The sequence below is a fragment of the Mesorhizobium sp. B2-4-12 genome (genome assembly GCF_006441575.1).
GTDB lineage: Bacteria > Pseudomonadota > Alphaproteobacteria > Rhizobiales > Rhizobiaceae > Mesorhizobium.
The window spans coordinates 22532-46783 of the sequence record NZ_VFVC01000024.1 but is presented as its reverse complement, the minus strand read 5'-3'; the positions used below and the strand labels follow the sequence as shown (position 1 = coordinate 46783).

Sequence of the window (24252 nt, the reverse complement as noted above, 5' to 3'; positions counted from 1 at the left end):
GACAAATGCTACAGCGGAATGGAGCGGTCGTCGGCAAAGGCCTGCAGCAACGCCCGCATCGGCAGCCCCTGCGCCGGCGCCATCAGATTGTCATCGAAGAAGGCTTCCAGCTCATCCAGCGGCAGTTCCGTCAACATGGCTTTGACCGGGCCGATCGAGGCCGGCGACATCGAGATCGAACGGAAGCCGAGACCGATCAGCGCCATTGCCGAGATCGGCTTGCCGGCGAGTTCGCCGCACAGCGTCACCGGCGTGCGGTTGCGGGCGCCGGCGTCGGCGATCTGCTTGAGCACACGCAGGAACGGCGCCGACAGCGTATCGAAGCGGTTCGCCAATTGCGTGTTGCCACGGTCGACCGCCATGACGAACTGGAACAGATCGTTCGAACCGACCGAGACGAAGTCGACGGCTTTCATCAATTCGTCGAGCTGGAACAGGAGCGACGGCACTTCCAGCATGGCGCCCAGCTTGAGGCTGGTCGGGAGGTGGTGGGCGAAGCGTGAGAGATGCCGCACCTCGCGATCGATGATCTCGCGCGCCTGGGCGATCTCGCCAAGCTCGGTCACCATCGGCAGCATCAGCTTGAGTTCACGCCCACCGCTGGCCTTGAGCAGGGCGCGGATCTGGGTCCTAAGCAGACCCGGACGGTCGAGCGTCAGCCTAATCGCCCGCCAGCCGAGCGCCGGGTTCTCTTCCTGGATGGTGCCCTTGAAGTAGGGCAGCACCTTGTCGCCGCCGATATCGATGGTGCGGAAAGTTACCGGCTTGCCGCGCGCGGCCTCGAGCACGTCGCGATAGAGTTTCTCCTGCGCTTCGGCGCGCGGAAAGGTCGAGGCGACCATGAACTGCAATTCGGTGCGGAACAGGCCGATGCCGGCCGCGCCCGCCTCGGCCAGCTGCGGCAGATCGACGGCGAGCCCGGCATTCATCAGCAGGTCGACCTGGACGCCGTCCCTGGTCATCGACGGCTTCTTGCGCAGTTCGCGGTAGACTTCCTGCCGGCGTGCCCTGAACCGCACCTTTTCGGCATAGGCTGCCTCGAGATCGGACTGCGGCCGCAGATGGATCGCGCCTTCCTCGCCGTCGACGATGATGGCATCGCCGTTTTCCGCCATTGAAACCGCGCCCTTCATCTGGCCGGCGACCGGAATGCCCATGGCGCGCGCGACGATGACGACGTGGCTGGTGGCCGCGCCATCCTCGAGCACCAGTCCACGCAATTTGTCCCGGGGATAGTCGAGCAGCTCGGCGGCGCCCATGGAGCGGGCGACGATGATGGCATCCTTCGGCAGCGATGCCGCGACATCCTCCGGCCCGCGTCCCATCAGCTGGCGCAGCAGCCGGTTGGCAAGATCGTCGAAATCGCTCATCCGCTCGCGCAGATAGGGATCGGTCATGTGCAGCATGCGGGCGCGCATGTCGCTCTGCACCTTTTCCACCGCCGCTTCCGCCGTCAGGCCGTTGCGGATCGCCTCTTCCAGGCGCCGCACCCAGCCACGGTCGTTGGCGAACATGCGGTAGGCTTCCAGCACCTGGCGATGCTCGCCCTCGAAAGCGACGTCGCGGCGCTCCAGCATGTCGTCGATGGATAGCCGCAGCGAGCCGAGCGAGCTTTCCAGCCGCCGGACCTCTTCCTCGCTGTCCTCGTTGAACAGGTTGGTGACGACGATGCGCGGCTCGTGCAGCACGACATGGCCAAGCCCGACGCCGTCGTTGAAGGACAGCCCGGTGAAGCTCACCGGGCGGCGCAGGTCGAGTTCGAGACCTGGCCGGGTCAGCCGCGCCAGATCACCGGTGGCGATCATCTCGGCGATCACCATGGCGGTCGTTTCCAGCGCCTCGACCTCGTCGTCGCGGTAGTGGCGCATGGTCTTGTTCTGGACAACCAGGACGCCCAGCGTGCGCCCTGCCCGCAGCACCGGCACACCAAGGAAGGAGTTGTAGATCTCTTCCCCGGTCTCTGGCAGGTAGGCGAAGGCCGGGTGCTCCTGCGCGTTGGAAAGGTTGAGCGGCCGCGCGCTGGCGGCGATCGTGCCGACCAGGCCCTGCCCCAGCCTCAGTTGCGCCAGGTGGACGGCGTTGGGATTCAGACCTTCGGTGGCATAGAGCTCGAGCACCGAATCGGCGCGCAGCACATAGAGCGAGCACACTTCGGCGACCATGTTGGAGGCGATATCGCGCACGATCCGGTCAAGCCGCTCCTGCGGCTCCAGCGGCTCTTGCATGAGCTCGCGGAGCCGTTTCAGCAGAACGCGCGGGCCAACGGCCGTCTCACGCATCGCGGCTTCTTCTCCAATGAAACACTTGCCGGCGCAGTTTCCGCCGCTGCCGGCACGCGCGCAACAACTGATTCAGTCTTACAACTGCTTATCCAGACCGTAGACGGAATGCAAAGTGCGAACAGCAAGTTCCGTGTACGGACCGTCGATCAGTATCGAAATCTTGATCTCGGAGGTGGTGATGGCGCGAATGTTGATCGCCTTGTCCGCCAGCGCCTTGAAGGCGGTGGCCGCGACGCCGGCGTGGCTCCTCATGCCGATGCCGATGACCGACACCTTCGACATGCCGGCTTCCGACTGCACGACATCGTAGCCGACCTCGGCTTTCATCCGATCGAGCACGGCAAGCGCCTTGTCGACGTCTCCGGACGGCACCGTGAAAGTCATGTCGGTGAACTTGCCGTCCTCGGAAATGTTCTGGACGATCATGTCGACATTGATGTTGGCCTCGGCCAGCGGCCCGAAGATGCCGGCGGCAACGCCGGGGCGGTCGCCGACGCGGCGCAGCGAAATCTGGGCCTCGTCCTTGGCGTAGGCAATTCCGGTGACGACCTGCTGTTCCACGATCTCTTCCTCGTCGCAAATGAGCGTTCCCGGAGGATTGAGCAAATCCCCCATTCCGGGCGCGTCGGGATCGTCGAAGGACGACCGCACGAAGGTACGCACCCTGTGCACCATGGCAAGTTCGACCGAACGCACCTGCAGCACCTTGGCGCCGAGCGAGGCCATTTCGAGCATTTCCTCGAACGATATCTTGCCCAGCCGCCGCGCCTTGGGCTCGATGCGCGGATCGGTGGTGTAGACCCCGTCGACATCGGTGTAGATGTCGCAGCGATCGGCCTTGACCGCCGCGGCTATGGCCACGGCACTGGTATCGGAACCGCCGCGGCCAAGCGTGGCGATGCGGTTGTCCGGCCCGATACCCTGGAAGCCGGCGATGACAGCAACCTGGCCCTCGCCGAAACGCTTGACCAGGAACGCGCCGTCGATGTCGAGGATGCGCGCCGCGCCATGCGCGTTGTCGGTTTTGATCGGGATCTGCCAGCCCTGCCAGGACCGCGCATGGATGCCCATGTTCTGCAGCGTGATCGCCAAAAGCCCGGCGGTGACCTGCTCGCCGGAAGCGACAACGGCATCGTATTCGCGTGCGTCGTGCATCGGCGAGGCCTCGCGCGTCCAGGCGACCAGTTCATTGGTCTTGCCGGCCATTGCCGAAACCACCACCGCCACCTCATGGCCGGCGTCGACCTCGCGTTTGACGTGACGCGCCACATTGCGGATGCGGGCGATGTCGGCGACGGAGGTTCCGCCGAATTTCATCACGATGCGCGCCATGGAAGCGAATTGCCTTTGACTGAAGCCGGACCCCAACCCAGAAAGCGGAATCCCGAAAAGCGGAAAGACACGTCCGGCTGCGCCGGCCGCTGAATGCGCGGCCTCCTTAGCCAAATGCTTTCGGTTTCGCAAGGCTGGACGCGGATTGCCGGCTTCAAGAAGACGGCATATTGCCTTGCAGGCTGCCGCCGCTTACCAAATGCTGCCCGCGAGAATTCCTTTTGGTTCGGCAGAACAGATGATTGCTCGTCTTCGACGTGCCATGCGATGGCAAACGTTTCCGATTGTCGCCGGTTTCGCGGTGCTGGCGCTGATCGTCGGCTCCCGCGCCATGCTCGTCGAAAGCCAGAGGGCCAATCGTGCCGCCGCGCGCGCCACAATTGAGTATCAGCAATTGCTCTCCGGCCTGCTTTCGCTGGCGCAGGACGCCGAGAGCGGTCGGCGCGGCTATCTCTTGACCGGCGAGATATCCTATCTCGAACCCTATCGGAAGGCGGTCGATGCAATTCCGGGGCAGCTCTCCCGCATCGACGCCATGGCGGCTTCGGACAGCCCTTTCGTCCAGCAGATCAGTCATATCAAGGACGCGCTTTCGCGACAGCAGGCTGAACTGGCCGAAACCATCGCCCTGTATGACAAGGGCGACGCGGCCGGAGCGCTGCAAAGGTTCCGCAGCGGCCAAGGCAAGTCCGCCATGGACGAAATCCGGACCAACATGGATATGATCCGGCGCATCGACGCCGCCGACATCGCTGCGCGCGACGAGCACACGGACCGGGTCGAGGCGTGGCTGCGCATCGGTTCGCTGGCGGCGCTCACCGCGATCTTCCTGCTCGGCGCCTACACCATTCGCGAATCCCGCCGCCGCTTCCGCGAGGTCGCCACCGCTCAGGAAGAGCTCATGCGCAAGAACATCGAACTTGGCAACGAGATCCAGACGCGTGAAAAGGCCGAATCCCAAATACGCCAGATGCAGAAGATGGAGGCCGTAGGGCAGCTGACCGGCGGCATCGCCCATGATTTCAACAACATGCTGGCGGTGATCCTCAGTGCCATGAACCTTGCCCAGCGCAAGCTGAAGCGAGGCGAGAACGACATCGAGAAATTCATCGAGGCCGCGACGGATGCGGCCAGCCGCGCCGCCAATTTGACCTCGCGGCTGCTTGCCTTCTCCCGTCTGCAGCCGCTGGCGCCGCAGGTCGTCGACACCAACCGGCTGGTGACTGGCATGTCCGACCTCCTGCGCCGGGCTCTGGGCGAGGGAATACGCATCGAAACGGTGCTGGCGGGTGGCCTGTGGAAAACTCACGCCGACCCCAGCCAGATCGAGAACGCGATCCTCAACCTGGCCGTCAACGCCCGCGATGCCATGGATAATGACGGCAAGTTGACCATAGAGACCGCCAACAGCTACCTCGACGAGGCCTATGCCTCGACGCATGCCGAAGTCGCTCCGGGCCAATATGTGATGATCGCGGTGACCGACACCGGTGCCGGCATGTCACCGGAGGTCATTGCCAAGGCCTTCGAACCCTTCTTCACCACCAAGCCAGTCAACAAAGGCACGGGACTGGGGCTGAGCCAGGTGTTCGGCTTCGTCAAACAGTCAGGCGGCCACGTCAATATCTACTCCGAACCAGGCGAAGGCACGACGATCAAGATCTACCTGCCACGGTTCTTCGGCCCCGAGGAGCCGGCCGCGCCCGCTGAGCGTGGCAAGAGCGTCTCCAAGGTCACCGAGACAATCCTCGTGGTCGAGGATGACGCCCGCGTGCGAGCCGCCACAACGGACACCATGCGCGAACTCGGCTACACTGTCATCCAGGCCGGAAGCGGCCCGGAGGCTCTTCAGAAGCTGGCCGCGACGCCTGGCATCGCCCTGCTTTTCACGGATATCGTCATGCCGGTGATGAACGGTCGCAAGCTTGCCGAGGAAGCGGTCGCGCAACAGCCCGGGCTGAAAGTCATCTTCACCACCGGCTTCACCAGGAATGCCGTCGTCCACAACGGTGTGCTCGACCATGACGTGCATTTCCTGGCCAAGCCGTTCACCATCGAGCAACTGGCCGCGAAGCTGCGCGACGTGCTGGACACGAAGTAGGCGGGCCCTGACAGCAGGGAGAAAATGTTGCCTTGACATTCGAGGCCTCACGCCCGACTTCCTAGCGCATGACCCCGAAATCGACTTCGGTTTCGGAAAAGGATCATGCGCAGAATCAAAGTGCTACAGCGTCCTTTGCGCATCCGAAGGACGCGCGGCGCTGTAGTGTCGAGGAGACCAACCGATGCCAGAGCCCCGACGATCGACGATCGATGCCGGAGAAGTGGAACGCTTTTCCGCCCTTGCCGCCGAATGGTGGAACCCGAACGGCAAGTTTCGTCCGCTGCACAAATTCAATCCGGTCCGGCTGTCCTATATCCGCGACCAGATCGCGGCGCGCTTCGGCCGTGACCCGCGCGCGGCACGGCCGTTCGAAGGCCTGCGCATCCTCGACATCGGCTGCGGCGGCGGCCTTTTGTGCGAGCCGATGGCGCGGCTTGGCGCCGAAGTGGTGGGAGCGGATGCCTCGGAAACGAACATCGAAGTGGCAAAACTGCATGCCGCCGAAGGCAATGTGAGCGTCGACTATCGCGCCACGACGGCCGAGGACCTCGCCGACGCCGGCGAGACATTCGACGTCATCCTGAACATGGAAGTGGTTGAGCATGTCGCCGACATCGACCTGTTCGTCGCCAAATGCGGGCAGATGGTCCGGCCCGGCGGCATCATGTTCGTGGCCACCATCAACCGTACGCTGAAGGCGCTGGGGCTGGCCATCATCGGCGCTGAGTACGTGCTGCGCTGGCTGCCACGCGGCACCCACCAATTCGGCAAGCTGGTGCGCCCGGAAGAACTGGAAAAGGCGCTTGGCGGCGCCGGCCTGACTGTCATCGACCGCACCGGCGTCACCTACAACCCGCTTGCCGACCGCTGGTCGCGATCGAAGGACATGGACGTCAACTACATGGTGCTGGCGGAAAAGGGATCGGTCTGATCCTGTCTCTCGATTCGGCATCGAGCGGACGGGAGCCGCCTCGCCAGTATGGCGGCAAGGGTGAAGACGTTTAGGCGGCCTGGCCCTGCGCTCTCATGCTGGTCTGGCTCTGCGCCCTGGTGGTGATGAACACGCCGGCGGTGATGATGACGGCGCCGGCCCAGGTCAGCAGCTGGTAGTGCTCGCCAAGGAAGACCGTGCCGGCAAACAGCCCGACCGCGGCCGCCACATAGCCGATCTGGCTGAGATAGACCGGGCCGCCGACGGCCTGTAGCCGGAAGAAGAAGGCGAACATCGCCGATGCGGATGCGACTTGCGCGACGACCACCAGCGGCACACCGCCGAGCGGGGCGAAAGCCCTGAAGCCGAACAGAGCGAGAATGCCGGCGAGCAATAGCGTCGCCGACGCCAGATGGCTGCCGACGGCAAACTCGATCGGGCCGGTGCCTTCCGGCCAGTCGACGGTGCGGTAGATGTTGCCGGCGGCGAGGCTGATCGGAATGAGCAGCCCGACGGCCACCCAGAAATAGTCGGCCGGCTGGCCGGCCTCGCCGCGCGTAAGAGCCACCATCACCGCACCGATGAAGCCGACGGCAATGCCTGATATGCCGAGCATATTGGGGCGCCGGACACCGAGCAGGATCGAGAACACCAGCGTGACGACGGGCGAAAGCGTGAACATGATGCCCGTATAGCCGGCGCCGAGATGCGGGATGGCTGAAAACATCAGGAGATTGGGAAACGCGTAGGACACCGCCGCAGTGACGAAGAAATAGCGCAGCTTGTGCGCCGTCAGCCGGATCTTTTGCCTGCTGAGCAGCAATGCGCACAAAAGCACGCCGCCGGCGCCGAGCGAAATGATGAAGGCCCAGACCATGGCCGGCACGCCGGCCGCCGTGGCGAGCTTGCCGAAGGGCAATGTCAGGCCAAGCAGGCCGCCGGTGACCACCAGCAGGCCGAGCGCCGAATCCCAGAGAAATTTCATCGGACGGTCCCGTCGTTGATGGCAGCGCTTGGCCGCCGGGATATCTTGCGATAAGATAATGAAAAGATTCTTAGCGTCAAGATATTTGATGGTGAGATATATGGATAGAGCAGCGAAGGCCATCGAACAGTGGCGGCGGGAACGGCCGGATCTCGACGTGTCGCCGATGGGTGTGATCGGCCGGCTGAACGAGGCGTCCTCGCTGATCGCGCGTGACCGCCTTGCGCCGGTTTTTGCCCGCTTCGGACTCCAATCGGGGGAATTTGATGTGCTCGCGACGCTGCGCCGCTCCGGCCAGCCTTATACGCTGACCCCAACCGAACTCTATGAGGCGACGATGGTGACCTCCGGTGCCATGACCGCCAGGCTCGACCGGCTGGAGAAGGCCGGACTGATCCAGCGCGCGCCGCACCCCAGCGACCGGCGCGGGGTTGTTGTTCAATTGACTGAAAAAGGTCTCGCGCTGATCGACGAGGCTGTCACCGCCCATGTGGCCAATGAACACGAGATTCTTTCGGGCCTGACGAAGGCCGAGCAGGAGACGCTTTCGAGCCTGCTCGAGAAGCTGATCGGCAACGTGAGTTGATCATTCAGTTGCGATCGTCCGGAAATACCGGGATCGGCATGAAATCGACGCCGTCCTCGGCCAGGCTCTTGGCCTCTTCCAGCGTCGCTTCACCATAGATGCCGCGCGGGTCGGTCTCGCCAAAGTGGATTTTTCGCGCTTCCTCGGCGAACTTGTCGCCGACATAGTCGGCATTCTCGCGCACCTTCTCGGCCATCGCCTTCAGTTGCGCCACGGCCTGCTTCTGCGCCTCGCCCATGGCCAGCGCAATGGTTTCCTGCTTGCGGGCGGTCGAGACGGCGGGCGCCATCAGGGCCTTCTGCACCTTGTGCGAGCCGCAGCTGGGACAATCGACAAAACCGCGCTTCTTCTGGGTGTCGAAATCGTTATTGCTGCGAAACCAGCCCTCGAACTCGTGCTCGTTTTCGCAGATGAGGGAAAAGCGGATCAAGAGGCGGCACCCCTGAGACGCGGCGCCTCCATTGCGCCGGCGTTGATGGTGAAATCCCGCGCATTTCTGAGGTTCGGGATCTTCTTGCGCGCCGCAAGCGACCGCGCCGGGTCGATCTCGGCGACGATCACATCAGGCTCGTCATGCGCGGCTTCCGCCAGGATGCGCCCCCACGGATCGACGATCAGCGAATGGCCATAGGTCTCGCGGCCGTCCTCGTGCAGGCCGCCTTGCGCGGCGGCGACGACAAAGGCGCCGTTCTCGATGGCGCGGGCCCTCAGCAGCACGTGCCAATGCGCCTCGCCCGTCTGACGGGTAAAGGCCGCGGGCACGGTCAAAAGGTCGGCGCCCGCCATCGCCTCGGCACGGAACAGCTGCGGGAACCGCAGATCGTAGCAGACCGCGAAGCCCAGCTTCGCGCCCGCGATCGCGGTCACGACGGCCTCGGTGCCTGGTTCATAGGAGGCGGATTCGCGCCAGCTCTCGCCATTGTCGAGATCGACGTCGAACATGTGGATCTTGTCGTAGGTGGCAAGCGTGGTGCCGTCCGGACCAAACAACAGCGCCCGGTTGGCGAGCTTGCCGTCGGCGCGCAGGATGGCGGTCGAGCCGATATGCAGGTAGACGCCCAGTTCGCGTGCCAGTCCGCGCGCTGTCGCGACGACGATGTCCTTGTCCTCCGAGGTAAAGGCGGCGGCACGCGCTTCCTTGTCGCGGATCAGCGCCCCGGTCATTTCAGGTGTCTGGATGTAGGTGGCACCTTGCGCCGCCGCTTCACGCACCAACCGTTCGAGATCGGCCGCATTGCGCTCTGGACTTTCGCCTGAGCGCATCTGGATCGCCGCGGCCTTGAAAACACCCATGATCATACCCTCAAATCGTCGTGCCGTTGGCGAGCAGTTTGTCCAGCCGGCCTTCGGCCTCCAGATCATGGAGGTCGTCGCAGCCGCCGACATGCCTGTCGCCGATGAAAATCTGCGGAAAGGTCGTACGCCCATGAGCGCGCGAAATCATCTCCTGGCGCAGTTCCGGGGAAAACGAGGCGTCGTGCTCGGTATAGGCGACGCCCTTGCGCTCCAGCAGCCGCTTGGCTGCAGTGCAATAGCCGCACATCATGCGGGTGTAGATGGTGACATCGACCATAACGTTTCCGTTCTCTGTTGCCGACTTATATAGTCACGGACTCGTCCGCCCGGAAGTCCCCCGGCAGCACGCGGGCAAATGTCAGCACGTCGACAGCGGCCGCACCTCCTCTTTTCAGCGCCTTGGTGGCGGCACGCACGGTGGCGCCCGTGGTGTAGACATCATCGATCAGAAGCACCCTGCGGCCGGCAATCTCGATTTCCGCTTCCGCCGGCACACGAAACGCGGCCCGCACATTCTCCTCGCGTTCCTGTCGCTCCAGCCCGACCTGCTGGCGGGTGAGTTTCACGCGCTGCATGGCGGAGGGCGCGAAGGACAGCCCGCTGAGTTCGCAAACCGCGCGCCCCAATTCCGCCGACTGGTTGTAGCGCCGCCTGAAAAAGCGCCGCCAGTGCAGCGGCACCGGCACCACCACATCGGCCTCGGCAATGAGATCGGCGCCGGCGCGCACCATCCAGCGCGCCATCCAAGGCGCGAGATCGGTACGGTCCTGGTATTTCAGCCCTTGCACCATCTGGCGAGCCACGCCCGAATAGGCGACGGCCGCCCGTGCTCGCTCGAAGGGCGGTGGATCGGCGATGGCCTCGGCCGACAGAAAGCCCTCGCCCATATGGTGGATGAATGGCGTGCCCATCACCGGGCACCGGGGTCGTTCCAGCAGCCTGAGCTTCGGCCAGCAGGCGCCGCACAGTACGCCGGGCTGCGAGACATGCCGGCGGCAGCCGGCGCAGACGGGCGGAAACAAGGTGCGCGACGGCCAGCCGAGAGCCGATCGGGCCAGGCTCCTGATGTCGATGGACTTGATCTTGGACATCGGATCGGCCACGTGGTTGGTCCTGCATGCCATTATACCAACTATATCAGTGCCCAACCATATCAGGGGCAGGGACAAACAAGGATCCGCCTCTTGCAGCCTATAATGGATACCTCACTATGGCTGGCGCACAAGCGGCGCGCGCTTGCTCATCCTGTCGACGGCGCTGATTTCCTGATGAACCGCGCCGCCGAGGACCTTGCCGACCGGCTGGGTGCCGTCGAACGCCGGTTCGGCAAGGCGGCGGTGCTGTTTTGCCAGACGCCGGCGGCAGCCAACGTTCTGGCCGCCAGCGGCAAGGTTGGGGAAATCGTCCGCGTCGAGACAGACGCCGCCTTCCTCATCGGCAGTGCCGGCTTGATCGCCCCCCTGGAGACCGTGCCGTTCGAACCGCAAAGTCTCGATCTGGCCGTGTCGCTCCTGTCCTTGCAGGCGATGAACGACATCCCCGGCATGCTGATCCAGGTCCGCCGCGCGCTGCGGCCGGATGGGCTTTTCCTCGGTGCCTTTGCCGGTGCAGGCACGCTCGGCGAACTGCGCGAAAGCCTGCTTGCGGCCGAGACCGAGCTTTACGGCGGCGCCAGCCCGCGCGTCATCCCGTTCACCGATGTGCGCGATGCCGGGGCGCTCTTGCAACGCGCCGGTCTCGCCCTTCCGGTCGCCGATGTCGAAACCGTAACGGTGCGCTATGCCGACCTGTTTGCCCTGATGGCCGACCTGCGCGCCATGGGCGAGACCACCGCGCTCGCCGACCGCAGCCGGCGGCCCGGTTCAAGGGCGTTGTTTGCCCGCGCCGCGGAAATCTACGCTGAGCGTTTTTCCGACCCCGACGGTCGGATCCGGGCAAGTTTCTCGATGGTCTGGATGTCCGGCTGGGCACCCGATGCGTCACAGCAAAAACCGCTGAAGCCTGGTTCAGCCAAGGTCTCGCTGAAGACTGTGCTGGAAGGACCTGAAGGGCATTGACCGCCGCGAGCGTGGGCGCGCCGAGGTCATGGTGCGAAGGCGTTGGCCAGCCTGCTGCTATCGTCGCTGAACAGCCAGGTGAGCGAGTTGAAAACCTGGCCGATGCCGCCGATGATGGTCAGGGACAGCACGGTGACGATCAGGGCATATTCGACGGCGGTGGCGCCGGTGTCGTCCTTCAGAAAACGCAGCAGCACTGTTTTCATGGCCTCGATCCCCGTTGCCAGGACCTTACCGCCGATCTGTTAAGAAAGGTTAATGGCAAAGGCTTAACAGGCGGTGAAACAGCCGCTCCCGTGAAAATGTCTTAACCATCTCAGCAGTCGCCGCTGGTCCTGCCGTCCGACCCGATGATGCAGACCGAACCGGGCTCCGGCTGCAGTACGCTGCGGCGCACCGTATAGGTGCTGCGATGGCTGATCGAACCGGTGGCCGTCATGTCGAGACCGGGAAAACCGTCGCGAGCCGACTGCGAGCGCGTCTGACTGTCGAGGAAAGGCGTCGCGATCAGCGCCAGCGCCACCGCGGCCGATCCGAACAGCAACGTGACGCGCAAGATGCCCATCCCGGCATCGGCGGCACGGAAGCCGCGGTCGGGCCGGATCGAATCCCAATCACTGTCCAGGCTCATGCTATCGCTCCCTGCGATTCGGCGGCGACCGCGACAAATACGGCCATGCATCAATTTTTCATGATGAGATAAATCTTCCATTAACGCTGGCTGACATGGACCGTGGTCCCGATCAGCTCTCCGATCGTCAGAGGAGATCGATGAGAAACGGAATCAGCGGCGCGTCGGCCGGCGGCATCGGGTAGTCGCGCATCTGCTTTGGCCGCACCCATTTCAGTGCTTGCCCTTCCCTGGGCTGTGCGATGCCGCGGAAGCGGCGGCAGACAAACAGCGGCATCAGGAGATGGAAGTCGTCATAGGAATGGCTGGCGAAGGTGAGCGGCGCCAGACACGGGATCTCGGTCTCGATGCCGATCTCCTCATGCAGCTCGCGGATGATGCATTGTTCCGGCGTCTCGCCGGGCTCGACCTTGCCGCCGGGAAATTCCCACAGGCCGGCAAGCTGCTTGCCTTGCGGCCGCTGCGCCAGGAGCACGCGGCCATCGGCGTCGACCAGCGCGCAGGCGGCGACTAGGAGCAGGCGCTTGCCGGCAATCGCCAGGTCATTCATGACCGGGCGGCCGGCGGTAGTGATAGCGATAGACTTCCTCGAAGCCGAGCGAGCGGTAGAGCGCCAGCGCCGGCGCATTGCCCGCCTCGACCTGAAGCCAGGCTTCCCGCGCGCCGCGCAACCGTGCCCATTTCAGCGCCGACAGGATCAGGTTGCGGCCGTGCCCCTTGTTGCGGGCCGACTTGTCGGTGGCGACCTCGAACAGTCCGGCGAGATCGCCATCATGCACACAGATCAGCGTCGCCAGCGGCTCCGCTTCATCCTCGAGGGCGAACAGCCCGGCCTCCGGCTGGATGGCGCCGATGATCTCCGACAGGCCGGGCCGCAGCGAAACGTCGGAGCCGCCGACCTTGAGCGACGCGCCGATGAAGCGGCTGATGTCCTTGAGCGGAATCTGGTCCATGGCGGCGTCGAGATGGGCATTAGCCAGCGGCAGCCGCATGACCAGCGATTCGTCAAACCGGCTCCAGCCCTCCTTGTCGAGATGGCTGGCCAGATCGGGACCCGACAGCGGCGACATCCGGAACGTCAGCGGCCGGCCATAGGCGTCGAAGCGGCGGCTGGCGCGGCCGATGCGGTCGGCGATGTGCTGGGTGTCGCCGGGATCGAGCGGATTGACCGAATTCAGCCGCTTGGCCGGGTGGCCGGCGGTCAGCCGCACCACCCAGGTACCGTCATAGTGGACGGCGGCCGCCGGCCAGGCGCGAAAGCCGGCCGCTTCGTAGCGGCGCACGGTTGCGAGCATGCTTGCCGGATGGCGCGAGACCACGGCGATCAGCTCCGGTAGTCGCCGTTGATGGCGACATATTCCTTGGTGAGATCGCAGGTCCACACCGTCGCCTTGCCGCGGCCGATGCCGATGTCGGCGCGGATGCGGATATCGTCGCGCTTCATGTAGGCCGAGGTCTTTTCTTCCGAATAGGCCGGGTCGCGCTCGCCCTCATGGGCCAGCCGGTTGTCGCCGAACCAGATCGACAGCCGGTCGCGATCGGCGGGCTCGCCGGCCTTGCCGACCGCCATGACGACGCGGCCCCAATTGGCATCCTCGCCGGCAACGGCGGTCTTGACCAGCGGCGAATTGGCGATCGACAGCGCTATCCGCTTGGCCGAGCGGGCCGATTTCGCGCCGGTGACGGTGACTTCGACCTGCTTGCGCGCGCCCTCGCCGTCGCGCACCACCTGCAACGCCAGCGACTTCAGCACCTTGCCGAGCGCCCGACGGAACGCGCCGAGCCGGGCGTCCCTAGGGTCGGTGATCTCAGGCGCGCCGCGCTTCGCGGCCTTGCCGGTGGCAAAGAGCAGCAGCGTGTCGCTGGTCGACGTATCGCTGTCGACGGTCACCGCATTGAAGGTCTTGGCCGTGCCCCGCGACAACAGATCCTGCAGCACCGGTGCGGCGATCGGCGCGTCGGTCGCGATGAAGGAAAGCATCGTCGCCATGTCAGGCGCGATCATGCCGGCCCCCTTGGAAATGCCGTTGATGGTGACGTCGGTGTCGCCGAGCTTGACCATCTGCGTCGCCACCTTCGGATAGGTGTCCGTGGTCATGATGGCCTTTGCCGCCTCGGTCCACAGGTCCGGCTTGCCGTCGCTGACCAGCCCGGCGAGCAGATGACTGAACTTGGTTGTGTCGAGCGGCTCGCCGATAACACCGGTCGAGGCCAGGAAAACCTCGCCCGCCGTGCAGCCGGCCGCCTTGGCCGCCGCCTCGCCGGTCAGCGCGGTGGATTCGCGGCCTTTCTTGCCGGTGAAGGCGTTGGCATTGCCGGAATTGACGACCAGCACCCGGGCCTTGCCGGCGCCAAGGTTCTGCCGGCAGAAATCGACCGGCGCCGAGGGGCATTTCGACTTCGTGAACACGCCGGCGACCGTGGTGCCCGCGTCGAAGACCATCGCCAGCAGATCGGTGCGGTTCTTGTACTTTATCCCCGCTTCGGCGGTGGCGATGCGCACCCCTTCGACGACAGGCATCTCGGGATATTTCTTCGGCGCGAGCGGTGAAATCGTGGTGGACATGGCAACCTCGGGCGGGAAAATCGCAAGGGAAGGCCGGTTTGCCCGATACGGCGCGCCGGCGCAAGGGCGTTTTCGCCAGGCCTGCGGGGCGGGAAACCCGCTCCATTCAAGACCGACGAGGGATGGCGCATCGTGCCGGAGACATCGCATGCGATGTAAGGACCGGCGTCCTGATGACGAACGCGCTCTCACGCTAAAAAACGGGTCGTTTCGTTTCATCGGCGGATCACTTATCATCGCCCGGAAATTGAAACGAGGACGACAGGAATGGCCGAGGAGGCGGATACGGCGCGCAAATCGATCGGTGCGCGGCGCAATCCTGACAGTGCGGATGCCATTCTGGAGGCCGCCGAGGCAGTGCTTGTCGAGGCCGGCTATGCCGGCTTCTCGATCGAGGCGGTGGCGCGGCGCGCCCGCGCCGGCAAACCGACCATCTATCGCTGGTGGCCAAGCAAGGCCGCGCTGCTGCTCGAAGTCTATCAGCGCCAGAAGCGCGTCGACGTTCCCGATACCGGAAATCTGGAAGAGGATCTCGTCGGCTTCCTGCAGAACCTGTTCTTCCACTGGCGCGAGACATCGTCGGGCAGCGTGTTCAGGTCGCTGATTGCCGAGGCGCAGTCGGATGAAGCCGCGGCCGCGGCCCTTGCCGGCTATGCCGGCGGGCGCCGCGCCCACACCGGTCAGATCATCGAGCGCGCCAAGGCAAAAGGTGAGGTCGCGGGCGACATCGATCCGGCCGTGGTCGCCGACCTGCTGGCTTCCTATGCCTGGCGGCATCTCCTGACCAACCGGCTCGACGAGCCCGAGGCAACGATCCGCACGATGGTCCGCTATCTCCTGAAAGGCATAGCGGCCGCCCAATAAACAAAGGGCGCGGCAAGCTTCGCTGCCGCGCCCCTTTTGAAAAAGCCTTTAAGGCTTACTTGCCGCTTTCAAGCGTATCGACGGCCTGCTTCAGCTTGGCGTCGGGGATCTCGACCTTGGCGCCCGCGCGCAGCGACTTGACCAGCGCGAAATACTTGTCGCGGATGACGGCCTGCTTGGCCTGGTCCTTGACGTCGTCAAAAGCCGGCGGCTGCTTGGCGCGCTTGTCCTCGAGCTTGATGACATGCCAGCCGAACTGCGACTGCACCGGCTGCTTGGTGTATTTGCCGACCTCGAGCGCAAAGGCCGCCTTGTCGAACTCCGGCACCATCTGGCCAGGTCCGAACCAGCCGAGGTCGCCGCCATTGGACTTGCCTGAAGGATCGCTGGTGTGCTCGTTGGCGAGCTTCTGGAAGTCGGCGCCGCCGTCGAGTTGCTTGATGATGGCCTCAGCCTCTTCCTTCGTCTTCACGAGGATGTGACGGGCATGCACCTCGTTGACTGGCGGCGTGTTGGCGATCTCCTGGTCGTAGCGGGCGCGAACCTCGGCGTCGGTGACCTTGTCGACAACGCCTTTCTCGACCATCTCGCCATGCAGGGCGCGCTGCTGCAGGAAGGCCATGCGGCGCTGGAAGTCTGGATCCTTGTCAAGACCGTCGGTGACGGCCTTGGCGGCCATGACGCGGATCTCGATGGCAGCGGAGAGTGCGGCGGCGCGGCGCTGTTCGGGCGGCAGTTGCGCGAATTGCTGCGACAGCTCGCCTTCGGCAAGCACCAGATCGGCTTCAGTGAGCGATTGGCCATTGACGGTGGCGACGACGGCATTCGGATCGACCGGCTTCGCCGCGGGTGCCGCCGCGTCGGCCGGAGCAGCAGGAGCGGTCTCCTGGGCCATCAGCGGGGAGAGGCAAAGAGCCGACAGGCCGAAGGCCAGGCCAAGGCTGGCAAGCGACGCACGGCGGAACAACAAGGGCATTGGAATGACTCCGGTGAAGGATTGTAAGGAGGATGGGTTCCAGATCAGCCAGATTGTGGCGGAATTTGGCGCGACCGCCAGGGCCAGCGCGGCGTTGACATCAGTTGAGCCCCCTCTTATCTGTCCAACGACTTGGCGTCCAGAACCGTTTTCCGGGCGCTTTTTGTGTTTGCCCGTATTCAGGCGGCGCGTTCACGCGGATTTGATGGGGCCGGCCGGCGCCCATCTCAAGATTGAGAATTCTATCGAAAGGGCCATTGAATGGTCAGTCTCGGCGGTCTCGCCCGTAAGGTTTTCGGTTCCTCCAACGACCGTCGGGTCAAATCGACCCGGCCCCGTGTCGAGGCGATCAACGCCATGGAAAACGAGATGCGGGCGCTCTCCGACGCCGAGCTTGCCGGCCGCACGGAGAAATTCCGCCAGGACATCGCCAACGGCGCCAGCCTTGACGACCTTTTGGTACCGGCCTTCGCCACCGTCCGCGAGGCGGCGCGCCGTGTGCTGGGCATGCGTCCCTTCGACGTCCAGCTGATCGGCGGCATGGTGCTGCACAATGGCGGCATCGCCGAAATGCGGACCGGCGAAGGCAAGACCCTGGTCGCGACGTTGCCGGTCTATCTCAACGCGCTTGCCGGCAACGGCGTCCATGTCGTCACCGTCAACGACTATCTCGCCACGCGCGACTCCGAATGGATGGGCCGCGTCTACAAATTCCTCGGCCTCTCGGTCGGCGTCATCGTCCACGGCCTGTCCGACGAGGAGCGTCGCGTCGCCTACGCATCCGACGTCACCTACGCCACCAACAACGAGCTCGGCTTCGACTACCTGCGCGACAACATGAAATACGAGCGCGCCCAGATGGTGCAGCGCGGCCACAATTACGCGATCGTCGACGAAGTCGATTCCATCCTGGTCGACGAAGCGCGCACGCCGCTGATCATTTCCGGTCCGCTCGAGGATCGTTCGGAAATGTACAACACCATCGACACCTTCATCATCCAGCTGCAGCCGCAGGATTATGAGATCGACGAGAAGCAGAAGACCTCGATCTTCACCGAGGAAGGTACCGAGAAGCTGGAGAACCTGCTGCGCGATGCCGGCCTGCTGAAGGGCGAATCGCTCTACGATGTCGAGAACGTCGCCATCGTCCACCATGTCAACAACGCGCTGAAGGCGCACCGGCTGTTCCAGCGCGACAAAGACTATATCGTGCGCAACGGCGAGATCGTCATCATCGACGAGTTCACCGGCCGCATGATGCCCGGTCGCCGCTATTCCGAAGGCCTGCACCAGGCGCTCGAAGCCAAGGAGCACGTGGCGATCCAGCCGGAGAACCAGACGCTCGCTTCCGTCACCTTCCAGAACTACTTCCGCCTTTACAAGAAGCTTTCCGGCATGACAGGCACGGCGCTGACCGAGGCCGAGGAATTCGGCAACATCTACGGCCTCGAGGTCACCGAAATCCCGACCAACCTGCCGGTCATCCGCAAGGACGAGGACGACGAGGTCTACCGGACGGTCGAGGAGAAATACAAGGCGATCGTCAAGGAGATCCGTGAAGCCAGCGCCAAGGGCCAGCCGACACTGGTCGGCACGACCTCGATCGAAAAGTCCGAGCAGCTGGCCGAGCGCCTGCGCAAGGAAGGCTTCAAGGATTTCGAGGTGCTGAACGCCCGGCACCACGAGCGCGAGGCGGCGATCGTCGCCCAGGCCGGCAAACCCGGCGCCATCACCATCGCCACCAACATGGCCGGCCGCGGCACCGACATCAAGCTTGGCGGCAATGCCGAGATGCGCATCGCCGAGGAACTGGGCGACATGCCGGAAGGTCCCGAACGCGAAGCACGCGAAAGGGAAATCAACGCCGACGTCGAGCGCCTGAAGGAAAAGGCGCTGGCCGCCGGCGGCCTATACGTTCTCGCCACCGAGCGCCATGAATCGCGCCGCATCGACAACCAGTTGCGCGGCCGCTCCGGCCGCCAGGGCGACCCCGGCCGCTCGAAATTCTTCCTGTCACTGCAGGATGACCTGATGCGCATCTTCGGCTCCGAGCGCATGGACGGCATGCTGCAGAAGCTCGGCCTCAAGGAAGACGAGGCGATCATCCATCCCTGGATCAACAAGGCGCTGGAAAAGGCGCAGAAGAAGGTCGAGGCGCGCAACTTCGACATCCGCAAGAACCTCTTGAAATATGACGACGTCTCGAACGACCAGCGCAAGGTGGTGTTCGAACAGCGCATCGAGCTGATGGACGGCGAAGGCCTGTCGGAAACCATTACCGAGATGCGCGAAGGCGTCATCGAGGAGATCGTCGCCAAGGCCATCCCCGAAAATGCCTATGCCGAGCAGTGGGATGTCGCTGGCCTGAAGGCAGAGGTCGCCGAATTCCTCAATCTCGACTTGCCGGTCGACGAGTGGGCCAAGGAAGAAGGCATCGCCGAGGACGACATCCGCGAGCGCATTTCCGCTGCCGCCGACGCCGCCTCCAAGGAGCGCGCCGAGCGGTTCGGGCCTGAGGTGATGACCTATGTCGAACGTTCGGTCGTGTTGCAGACGCTCGACCATTTGTGGCGCGAGCACATCGTCAACCTCGACCACCTGCGCTCGGTCGTCGGCTTCCGCGGCTACGCCCAGCGCGATCCGCTGCAGGAATACAAGAGCGAGGCATTCGAGCTGTTCCAGGCGATGCTCGGCAATCTGCGCCAGGCCGTCACCGCGCAGCTGATGCGCGTCGAACTGGTTCGCCAGGCCGCCGAAGCCCCGCCTCCGGAAGCGCCCGACATGTTCGGCACGCATATCGACGGCAGCACCGGCGAGAATGATTTCGACGGCGGTGAGACTGCCCTTCTGGTGCGCCAGGAGACCAGCGCCATCGTCGCCCCGGAAGACCGCGACCCGAAGAACCCCGCCACCTGGGGCAAGGTCGGCCGCAACGAGGCCTGCCCCTGCGGTTCCGGCAAGAAATACAAGCACTGCCACGGCGCCTTCGCATAACGGCGCAGCGCTTTCCTTCTCCCCGTCCCTATACGGGGAGAAGGTGCCCGAAGGGCGGATGAGGGGCGGCGCGAAGTCCCGCGATTATCACATGTCCCCAACCGGGAGATGACATGCCGGACTGCGCCAGCCGCTTCGTCTATAGTTAATCTAATTCTCCTCACCCGGCCCATCAGCGCAATCTCCGTAGGCTTGCGCCGCCCCTCATCCGCCTGCCGGCATCTTTTCCCCGTGGAGTGACGGGGAGAAGGAAGGCTCTCCGCCCACGTTTTCTTAAGGTGTCTCCGCTACACCAAGGTCCGAAAAAGAGGCGGAAAACGGAGAGTAATCGGGGTGCGCTTTTCCGCGGCCACGACTGCCGGGCGGTTCTTGCCGCAGCGTTTGGCGCTGCGCGTGGGGCCGCTGCTTGACCGCATCGATGCCGTCCTGTTCACCGCCGACGAGCGCGGCGAGGCGGGCCGCATGTCGGTCATCGCCTTCTCGATCCGGATCGTCAGCGCCGTCATCGCCTTCGTCAGCCAGGTGCTGATGGCTCGCTGGATGGGCTCGTTCGAGTACGGCATCTTCGTGCTTGTCTGGGTGACGATGGTCATCGTCGGCAATCTCGCCTGCCTCGGCTTCCACACCTCGGTCATCCGCTTCATCCCCGAGTACCGCGAGCGCGGCCGGATGGACGAACTGCGCGGCATCGTCGTGGCCAGTCGCCTCTTCGTGCTGATTGCCTCGACGATGATCGCCGGGCTCGGCGCGCTCGGCGTCTGGCTGGCCGCGCCCTGGATCGAGAACTACTACGTGATACCGTTCATCCTTGGCGTCATCTGCCTGCCGATGATCGCGCTCTCGGATCTGCTGCAAGGCCAGGCAAGGGCGAACAGCTGGGCGCTGTTTGCCCTGTCGCCGACCTACCTGGTGCGGCCGGTGCTGATCCTGCTGTTCATGGCGCTGATACTCTTCGCCGGCTACGCCCCTGATGCCAGAACCGCGATCTTCGCCTCGATCGCCGCCACCTACGTCACCACGCTCGCTCAGTTGATCGGCGTCACCCAGCGCATGGAAAGGCAGATCCCGGCCGGGCCGATGAAGGTGCATTTCGCGCAATGGTTCATCGTCTCGCTGCCGATCTTCCTGGTCGAAGGGTTCTTCTTCCTGCTCACCAACGCCGACGTGCTGATGGTCGGCGCCTATATGGATCCCAACGACGTTGCCGTCTATTTCGCCACCGTGAAGACGCTGGCGCTGGTGCATTTCGTCTATTTCGCCGTCAAGGCGGGTGTTGCCCAGCGCTATGCGCAGTTCACCCATGGCGAGCCGGAAAAGCTCGCCGCTTTCGCCCGCGAGACGGTGTCGTGGACCTTCTGGCCTTCGCTGCTGATGGCGCTCTTGGTGCTGGCGCTCGGCGAACCCATGCTGGTGCTGTTCGGCCCCGAATTCACGACAGGCTATCCGCTGCTGTTCCTACTTGTCTTCGGCGTCGTGGCGCGGGCGGCCGTCGGCCCTTGTGAAAGCCTGCTCACCATGAGCGGCAACCAGAATATCTGCGCCGCCGTCTATGCCATGACGCTGGCCTTGAACATCGGCCTCAACGTGGTGCTGATCCCGCTTTTCGGCCTGTGGGGCGCGGCCATGGCCACCGCCTTTGCCATGATCTTCGAGGCCAGCGCGCTGTCCTTCACGGTCTGGCGCAAGCTCGGCATCGTCATGGCGATCTTCGTGCCAGCCGAAGGAGCCACCTGATGGCCGCTATCCCGTTGCTCGAGGAAACCAGCGGCGGCCCCGCCGGCGCCATGGTGTCGGGCCTTGCCGGGCTGGCGCGCGACCCCGACCCAGCCCATATCGAGATCCTTGCCAACAACCGGCCCGAGCGCAAGCTTGCCATCTATCCGGCGTCGGCCGGCTTCGACCTGGTGGAGGAACTGGATTACCTCTGTACCCGTACGATCGAGCCGAACGTCTTCTTCAACCCGCGTTTCCTGGCGCCGGCCATGCCCCGGCTGGAGGACCGCGAGGTGCGCCTGGCGGTGATCCGCGACGGCGACGAATACCGCAACCGGCTGCGCCTTCTGGTGCCGTTCTCGGTGGAACGGCCGGTGGTGCCGCTCGGCGTGCCGGCCATGCGCACCTGGTCGAGCCTGTTCGGCCCGCTCGGCACGCCGCTGATCGACCGCGACGATCCGGTCGGCGTCCTCGAGGATTTCTTCTCGATGCTGTCGCGCCCGCATCTCAAGCTGCCGAAAGTCTTCGTCCTGCCCGACATCAGGCTGGACGGTCCGGTGGCGAGCCTGCTTGGCACGGTGGCCGAGACGCGCGGCCTGACGCTGATCACTACCGGTGAGACCCCACGCCCGGTGCTGGAGAGCGAAGCCGACGGCGACGCCTATCTGAAGACCTCACTGCGCGCGCACCATTATCGCGAGCTCCGCCGCCTGAAGCGACGCCTTGCCGACCTCGGCAGGCTGGAGCACATCGTGGCGCGCGGTCCCGAAGAGATCCGCCACGCAATCGAAAGCTTCCTGACGCTGGAGGCGGCCGGCTGGAAGGGCCGCGAGCGCACCGCCATGGCGATCGACCGCTACCGCGCCGCGTTCGCCCGCGAGGCCGTGCACAGGCTCGCCGAACAGGACATGTGCCGCATTCATTCGCTGACGCTCGACGGCCGCACCATCGCCTGCCTGATCGTCTTCGTCGAGGCCGGCGTCGCCTATACCTGGAAGACGGCCTATGACGAGACGCTTGCCACCTATTCGCCCGGCACGCTGCTGATGATCGAGGTGACCAGGCAGCATCTCGACGACCCCAACATCATGATGACCGATTCCTGCGCCGTGCCCGACCATCCGGTGATGAGCAGGCTGTGGAGCGAGCGCAAGCCGATCGGCACACTGGTGATCGGGCTGACGCCGGACGCCGACCGCCTCGCCCGCCAGGCCGCCTCGCAGCTGCACCTCTACCGCGAGACTCGCAACATGGCGCGTCTGCTGCGCAACCGGATGAAGAGCCTGCTGAGGCGGCGCTGAGCCAATCGAATTCGCCGAAGGCGTGCGAAGGAATTTGGTGCCCCTAGCCGGGATCGAACCAGCACTCCTTGCGGAACTCGATTTTGAGTCGAGCGCGTCTACCAATTCCGCCATAGGGGCTCAGGCCGGGCGGCCTGGATGGGCGCGGACTATACGGTGGGAGGGCTGTTCGTCAACTGTCCAATTTGCAGACCAGCTCACAGCCGCGACCAGACGGCACCTTTCCAATTTGTAAGACCGCGGCCATTGTGCGGCGCGAAAAACCTTTCTAGACAGACGAGCCGTTCCATAGGAGAGCCGATGCTTCGCGGACTGTACGACTGGACGCTGTCACTGGCGGCGCGCAAATCCGCCGAATGGTGGCTGGCCTTCATCGCTTTCGTCGAGAGCTCGGTGTTCCTGGTGCCGGCGGACGTGCTCTATCTGCCGATGGCCCTGTCGCGGCCGGATCGCGCCTATCGCTATGCCTTCGTCGCCACCGTCGCCTCGGTGCTGGGCGGCATTGCCGGTTGGTTCATCGGCCACTACGCCTATGACGCCGTGGCGCGCCCCATCCTTGAATTTTATGGCAAATACGACGAATTCGAGCAGTTGCGGGCGTCGTCGGGCGTAAGCATTGAGTTCATCGCCCTGATGCTGGTCACCTCGGGTGCCGCCCATCTGCCGCCGATCAAGGTGGTGACGATCCTGTCCGGCGCTCTTGGCGTCAACCTGGCCCTGTTCATCGTGCTGGCCATCGTGGCCCGCGGCGGCCGCTTCCTGCTGCTGGCCTGGCTTTTGCGCCGCTATGGCGAACCGATCCGCGAATTCATCGAAAAGCGTCTCGGCCTCATCGCCAGCGCCGCCGCGGTCGCCCTGATTTTGCTTTATATCGTGATCAAGTACGCCCTCTGAACCCTCTCTCTCGAACCGCGCAATGCTTTTGGAAGAGCGGCAACCGGACTGGCGGGCGGCGAACACAATGGACGAAAGACCCATGACAGCGACGATGAATGCCGATACCGGACGCCAGCGCATGCGGACCGCCCTGTTTCTCGCCGTCGCCATGGCCGCCACGGTCGGTTCGGCGCTCTGCTTCCAGTATATTGGCGGCTACATCCCTTGCCACCTCTGCCTGGAGCAGCGCACCCCCTACTATATCGGCGCGCCTTTGATGGTGCTGGCGGTGATTGCATCGCTGCTGCGTGCGCCCGCATGGCTGACGCGCGGCCTGCTGGGCATTGCCGGCCTGCTGATGCTCTACGGCTTCTATCTCGGCGTCTACCACTCCGGCGTCGAATGGGCCTGGTGGCAAGGTCCGGCCGATTGCACGGCGGGCGCCGGTCCGGTCGACACTGGCGGCAAGGGCGTGCTCGACGCGCTCGACAAATTCGTGCCGCCTTCCTGCGACAAGGCCGCGCTGCGCATCCTCGGCCTGTCGCTGGCCGGCTGGAACGCCATCGCCAGCCTGGTCCTGGCCGCCGTCGCCTTCCGCGGCGCGCTTGCCCGCGACTGAGCCACTTGATTGAGCTGCTCGACGCAGAGTTCGAGCAAAAATTCGGCAGGCTGAGTCGGATGGCTCGGCTTTCGAGAACCGGAGCGGAGCGTACTTGAATACGTGAGCACCGGAAGCGCAGAGAGCCGCGCCAGACGGC

Annotated in this window: 23 protein-coding genes and 1 tRNA gene; 10 read left to right on the top strand and 14 right to left on the bottom strand. The window is 64.4% G+C overall.

The features are described from left to right. Positions 1–8: 8 nt before the first annotated feature. Positions 9–2279, bottom strand: a complete 2271-nt coding sequence (gene ptsP, locus FJ934_RS15935) for a phosphoenolpyruvate--protein phosphotransferase (RefSeq protein ID WP_140610562.1) — start codon at positions 2277–2279, stop codon at positions 9–11. A gap of 78 nt (positions 2280–2357) precedes the next feature. Continuing rightward, on the bottom strand, positions 2358–3614 hold the full coding sequence (locus FJ934_RS15930) for an aspartate kinase (RefSeq protein WP_140610561.1): 1257 nt from the start codon (positions 3612–3614) through the stop codon (positions 2358–2360). 262 nt (positions 3615–3876) lie between these two features. On the opposite strand from FJ934_RS15930, the gene FJ934_RS15925 reads away from it, so the two are divergent. Next, positions 3877–5715 carry a CHASE3 domain-containing protein gene (locus FJ934_RS15925; RefSeq protein ID WP_140610560.1) on the top strand — a complete coding sequence of 613 codons (1839 nt, stop codon included), beginning with the start codon at positions 3877–3879 and terminating at the stop codon, positions 5713–5715. A 184-nt stretch (positions 5716–5899) separates the two neighbouring features. Beyond that, positions 5900–6649 (top strand): bifunctional 2-polyprenyl-6-hydroxyphenol methylase/3-demethylubiquinol 3-O-methyltransferase UbiG, encoded by a 750-nt coding sequence (ubiG, locus tag FJ934_RS15920; RefSeq protein ID WP_140610559.1) that lies wholly within the window; start codon positions 5900–5902, stop codon positions 6647–6649. A 70-nt stretch (positions 6650–6719) separates the two neighbouring features. On the opposite strand, the gene FJ934_RS15915 is transcribed toward ubiG, so the two are convergent. Then, a complete protein-coding gene (locus FJ934_RS15915) occupies positions 6720–7634 on the bottom strand; it encodes a DMT family transporter (RefSeq protein ID WP_140610558.1) in 915 nt (304 codons plus the stop codon). Positions 7635–7734: 100 nt separating this feature from the next. Between FJ934_RS15915 and FJ934_RS15910 the strand changes: the two genes are divergently transcribed. Next, on the top strand, positions 7735–8220 hold the full coding sequence (locus tag FJ934_RS15910) for a MarR family transcriptional regulator (protein WP_140610557.1): 486 nt from the start codon (positions 7735–7737) through the stop codon (positions 8218–8220). Between the two features lie 4 nt (positions 8221–8224). Here the strand turns inward: FJ934_RS15910 and FJ934_RS15905 are convergent, their stop codons facing one another. The 4 genes from FJ934_RS15905 to FJ934_RS15890 are packed head-to-tail and all read right to left on the bottom strand — an operon-like array spanning position 8225 to position 10619. Next, positions 8225–8650 carry a DUF1178 family protein gene (locus tag FJ934_RS15905; RefSeq protein ID WP_140610556.1) on the bottom strand — a complete coding sequence of 142 codons (426 nt, stop codon included), beginning with the start codon at positions 8648–8650 and terminating at the stop codon, positions 8225–8227. After that, positions 8647–9513 carry a carbon-nitrogen hydrolase family protein gene (locus FJ934_RS15900; protein WP_140610555.1) on the bottom strand — a complete coding sequence of 289 codons (867 nt, stop codon included), beginning with the start codon at positions 9511–9513 and terminating at the stop codon, positions 8647–8649. The genes FJ934_RS15905 and FJ934_RS15900 overlap by 4 nt, the downstream gene beginning before the upstream one ends. Before the next feature lie 10 nt (positions 9514–9523). Beyond that, complete coding sequence (gene grxC / locus FJ934_RS15895) at positions 9524–9793, bottom strand: glutaredoxin 3 (protein ID WP_140610554.1); 270 nt, start codon at positions 9791–9793, stop codon at positions 9524–9526. 25 nt (positions 9794–9818) lie between these two features. After that, on the bottom strand, positions 9819–10619 hold the full coding sequence (locus FJ934_RS15890) for a ComF family protein (RefSeq protein WP_140610553.1): 801 nt from the start codon (positions 10617–10619) through the stop codon (positions 9819–9821). An 81-nt stretch (positions 10620–10700) separates the two neighbouring features. Here FJ934_RS15890 and FJ934_RS15885 point away from each other — a divergent pair, with 81 nt between their 5' ends. After that, positions 10701–11573 carry a methyltransferase domain-containing protein gene (locus FJ934_RS15885; protein ID WP_140610552.1) on the top strand — a complete coding sequence of 291 codons (873 nt, stop codon included), beginning with the start codon at positions 10701–10703 and terminating at the stop codon, positions 11571–11573. Positions 11574–11599: 26 nt separating this feature from the next. On the opposite strand, the gene FJ934_RS15880 is transcribed toward FJ934_RS15885, so the two are convergent. The 5 genes from FJ934_RS15880 to argJ form a co-directional block, all read right to left on the bottom strand. After that, on the bottom strand, positions 11600–11779 hold the full coding sequence (locus FJ934_RS15880) for a Flp family type IVb pilin (protein ID WP_140610551.1): 180 nt from the start codon (positions 11777–11779) through the stop codon (positions 11600–11602). 110 nt (positions 11780–11889) lie between these two features. Further along, the gene (locus FJ934_RS15875; protein WP_140610550.1) at positions 11890–12204 is read right to left on the bottom strand and encodes a hypothetical protein; all 315 of its coding nucleotides are present in this window, start codon (positions 12202–12204) and stop codon (positions 11890–11892) included. A gap of 127 nt (positions 12205–12331) precedes the next feature. Further along, on the bottom strand, positions 12332–12754 hold the full coding sequence (locus tag FJ934_RS15870) for a (deoxy)nucleoside triphosphate pyrophosphohydrolase (RefSeq protein WP_140610549.1): 423 nt from the start codon (positions 12752–12754) through the stop codon (positions 12332–12334). Next, on the bottom strand, positions 12747–13499 hold the full coding sequence (locus FJ934_RS15865) for a GNAT family N-acetyltransferase (RefSeq protein WP_140610578.1): 753 nt from the start codon (positions 13497–13499) through the stop codon (positions 12747–12749). Before FJ934_RS15865 ends, FJ934_RS15870 begins: the two co-directional genes overlap by 8 nt. A 29-nt stretch (positions 13500–13528) precedes the next feature. After that, positions 13529–14770, bottom strand: coding sequence for a bifunctional glutamate N-acetyltransferase/amino-acid acetyltransferase ArgJ (gene argJ / locus FJ934_RS15860; RefSeq protein WP_140610548.1), 1242 nt, complete (start codon positions 14768–14770; stop codon positions 13529–13531). 267 nt (positions 14771–15037) lie between these two features. Here argJ and FJ934_RS15855 point away from each other — a divergent pair, with 267 nt between their 5' ends. Continuing rightward, positions 15038–15634: a TetR/AcrR family transcriptional regulator gene (locus FJ934_RS15855; RefSeq protein WP_140610547.1), complete on the top strand. Its 597-nt coding sequence runs from the start codon at positions 15038–15040 to the stop codon at positions 15632–15634. Positions 15635–15689: 55 nt separating this feature from the next. Here FJ934_RS15855 and FJ934_RS15850 read toward each other — a convergent pair whose 3' ends face one another. Continuing rightward, on the bottom strand, positions 15690–16610 hold the full coding sequence (locus FJ934_RS15850) for a peptidylprolyl isomerase (protein ID WP_140610546.1): 921 nt from the start codon (positions 16608–16610) through the stop codon (positions 15690–15692). Positions 16611–16871: 261 nt separating this feature from the next. On the opposite strand from FJ934_RS15850, the gene secA reads away from it, so the two are divergent. From secA to FJ934_RS15835, 3 genes are all read left to right on the top strand, one after another. After that, on the top strand, positions 16872–19604 hold the full coding sequence (gene secA, locus FJ934_RS15845; protein WP_140610545.1) for a preprotein translocase subunit SecA: 2733 nt from the start codon (positions 16872–16874) through the stop codon (positions 19602–19604). A 333-nt stretch (positions 19605–19937) separates the two neighbouring features. Then, entirely contained in the window at positions 19938–21338 is a 1401-nt protein-coding gene (locus FJ934_RS15840) for a lipopolysaccharide biosynthesis protein (protein ID WP_140610544.1), read from the top strand. Next, entirely contained in the window at positions 21338–22618 is a 1281-nt protein-coding gene (locus FJ934_RS15835) for a GNAT family N-acetyltransferase (protein ID WP_140610543.1), read from the top strand. Before FJ934_RS15840 ends, FJ934_RS15835 begins: the two co-directional genes overlap by 1 nt. Positions 22619–22653: 35 nt before the next feature. On the opposite strand, the gene FJ934_RS15830 is transcribed toward FJ934_RS15835, so the two are convergent. Further along, a tRNA-Leu gene (locus FJ934_RS15830) sits at positions 22654–22738 on the bottom strand. A gap of 180 nt (positions 22739–22918) precedes the next feature. On the opposite strand from FJ934_RS15830, the gene FJ934_RS15825 reads away from it, so the two are divergent. Both FJ934_RS15825 and FJ934_RS15820 read left to right on the top strand, forming a co-directional pair. Continuing rightward, complete coding sequence (locus tag FJ934_RS15825) at positions 22919–23512, top strand: YqaA family protein (RefSeq protein WP_140610542.1); 594 nt, start codon at positions 22919–22921, stop codon at positions 23510–23512. 82 nt (positions 23513–23594) lie between these two features. Then, entirely contained in the window at positions 23595–24113 is a 519-nt protein-coding gene (locus FJ934_RS15820) for a disulfide bond formation protein B (RefSeq protein ID WP_140610541.1), read from the top strand. Positions 24114–24252: the final 139 nt, after the last annotated feature.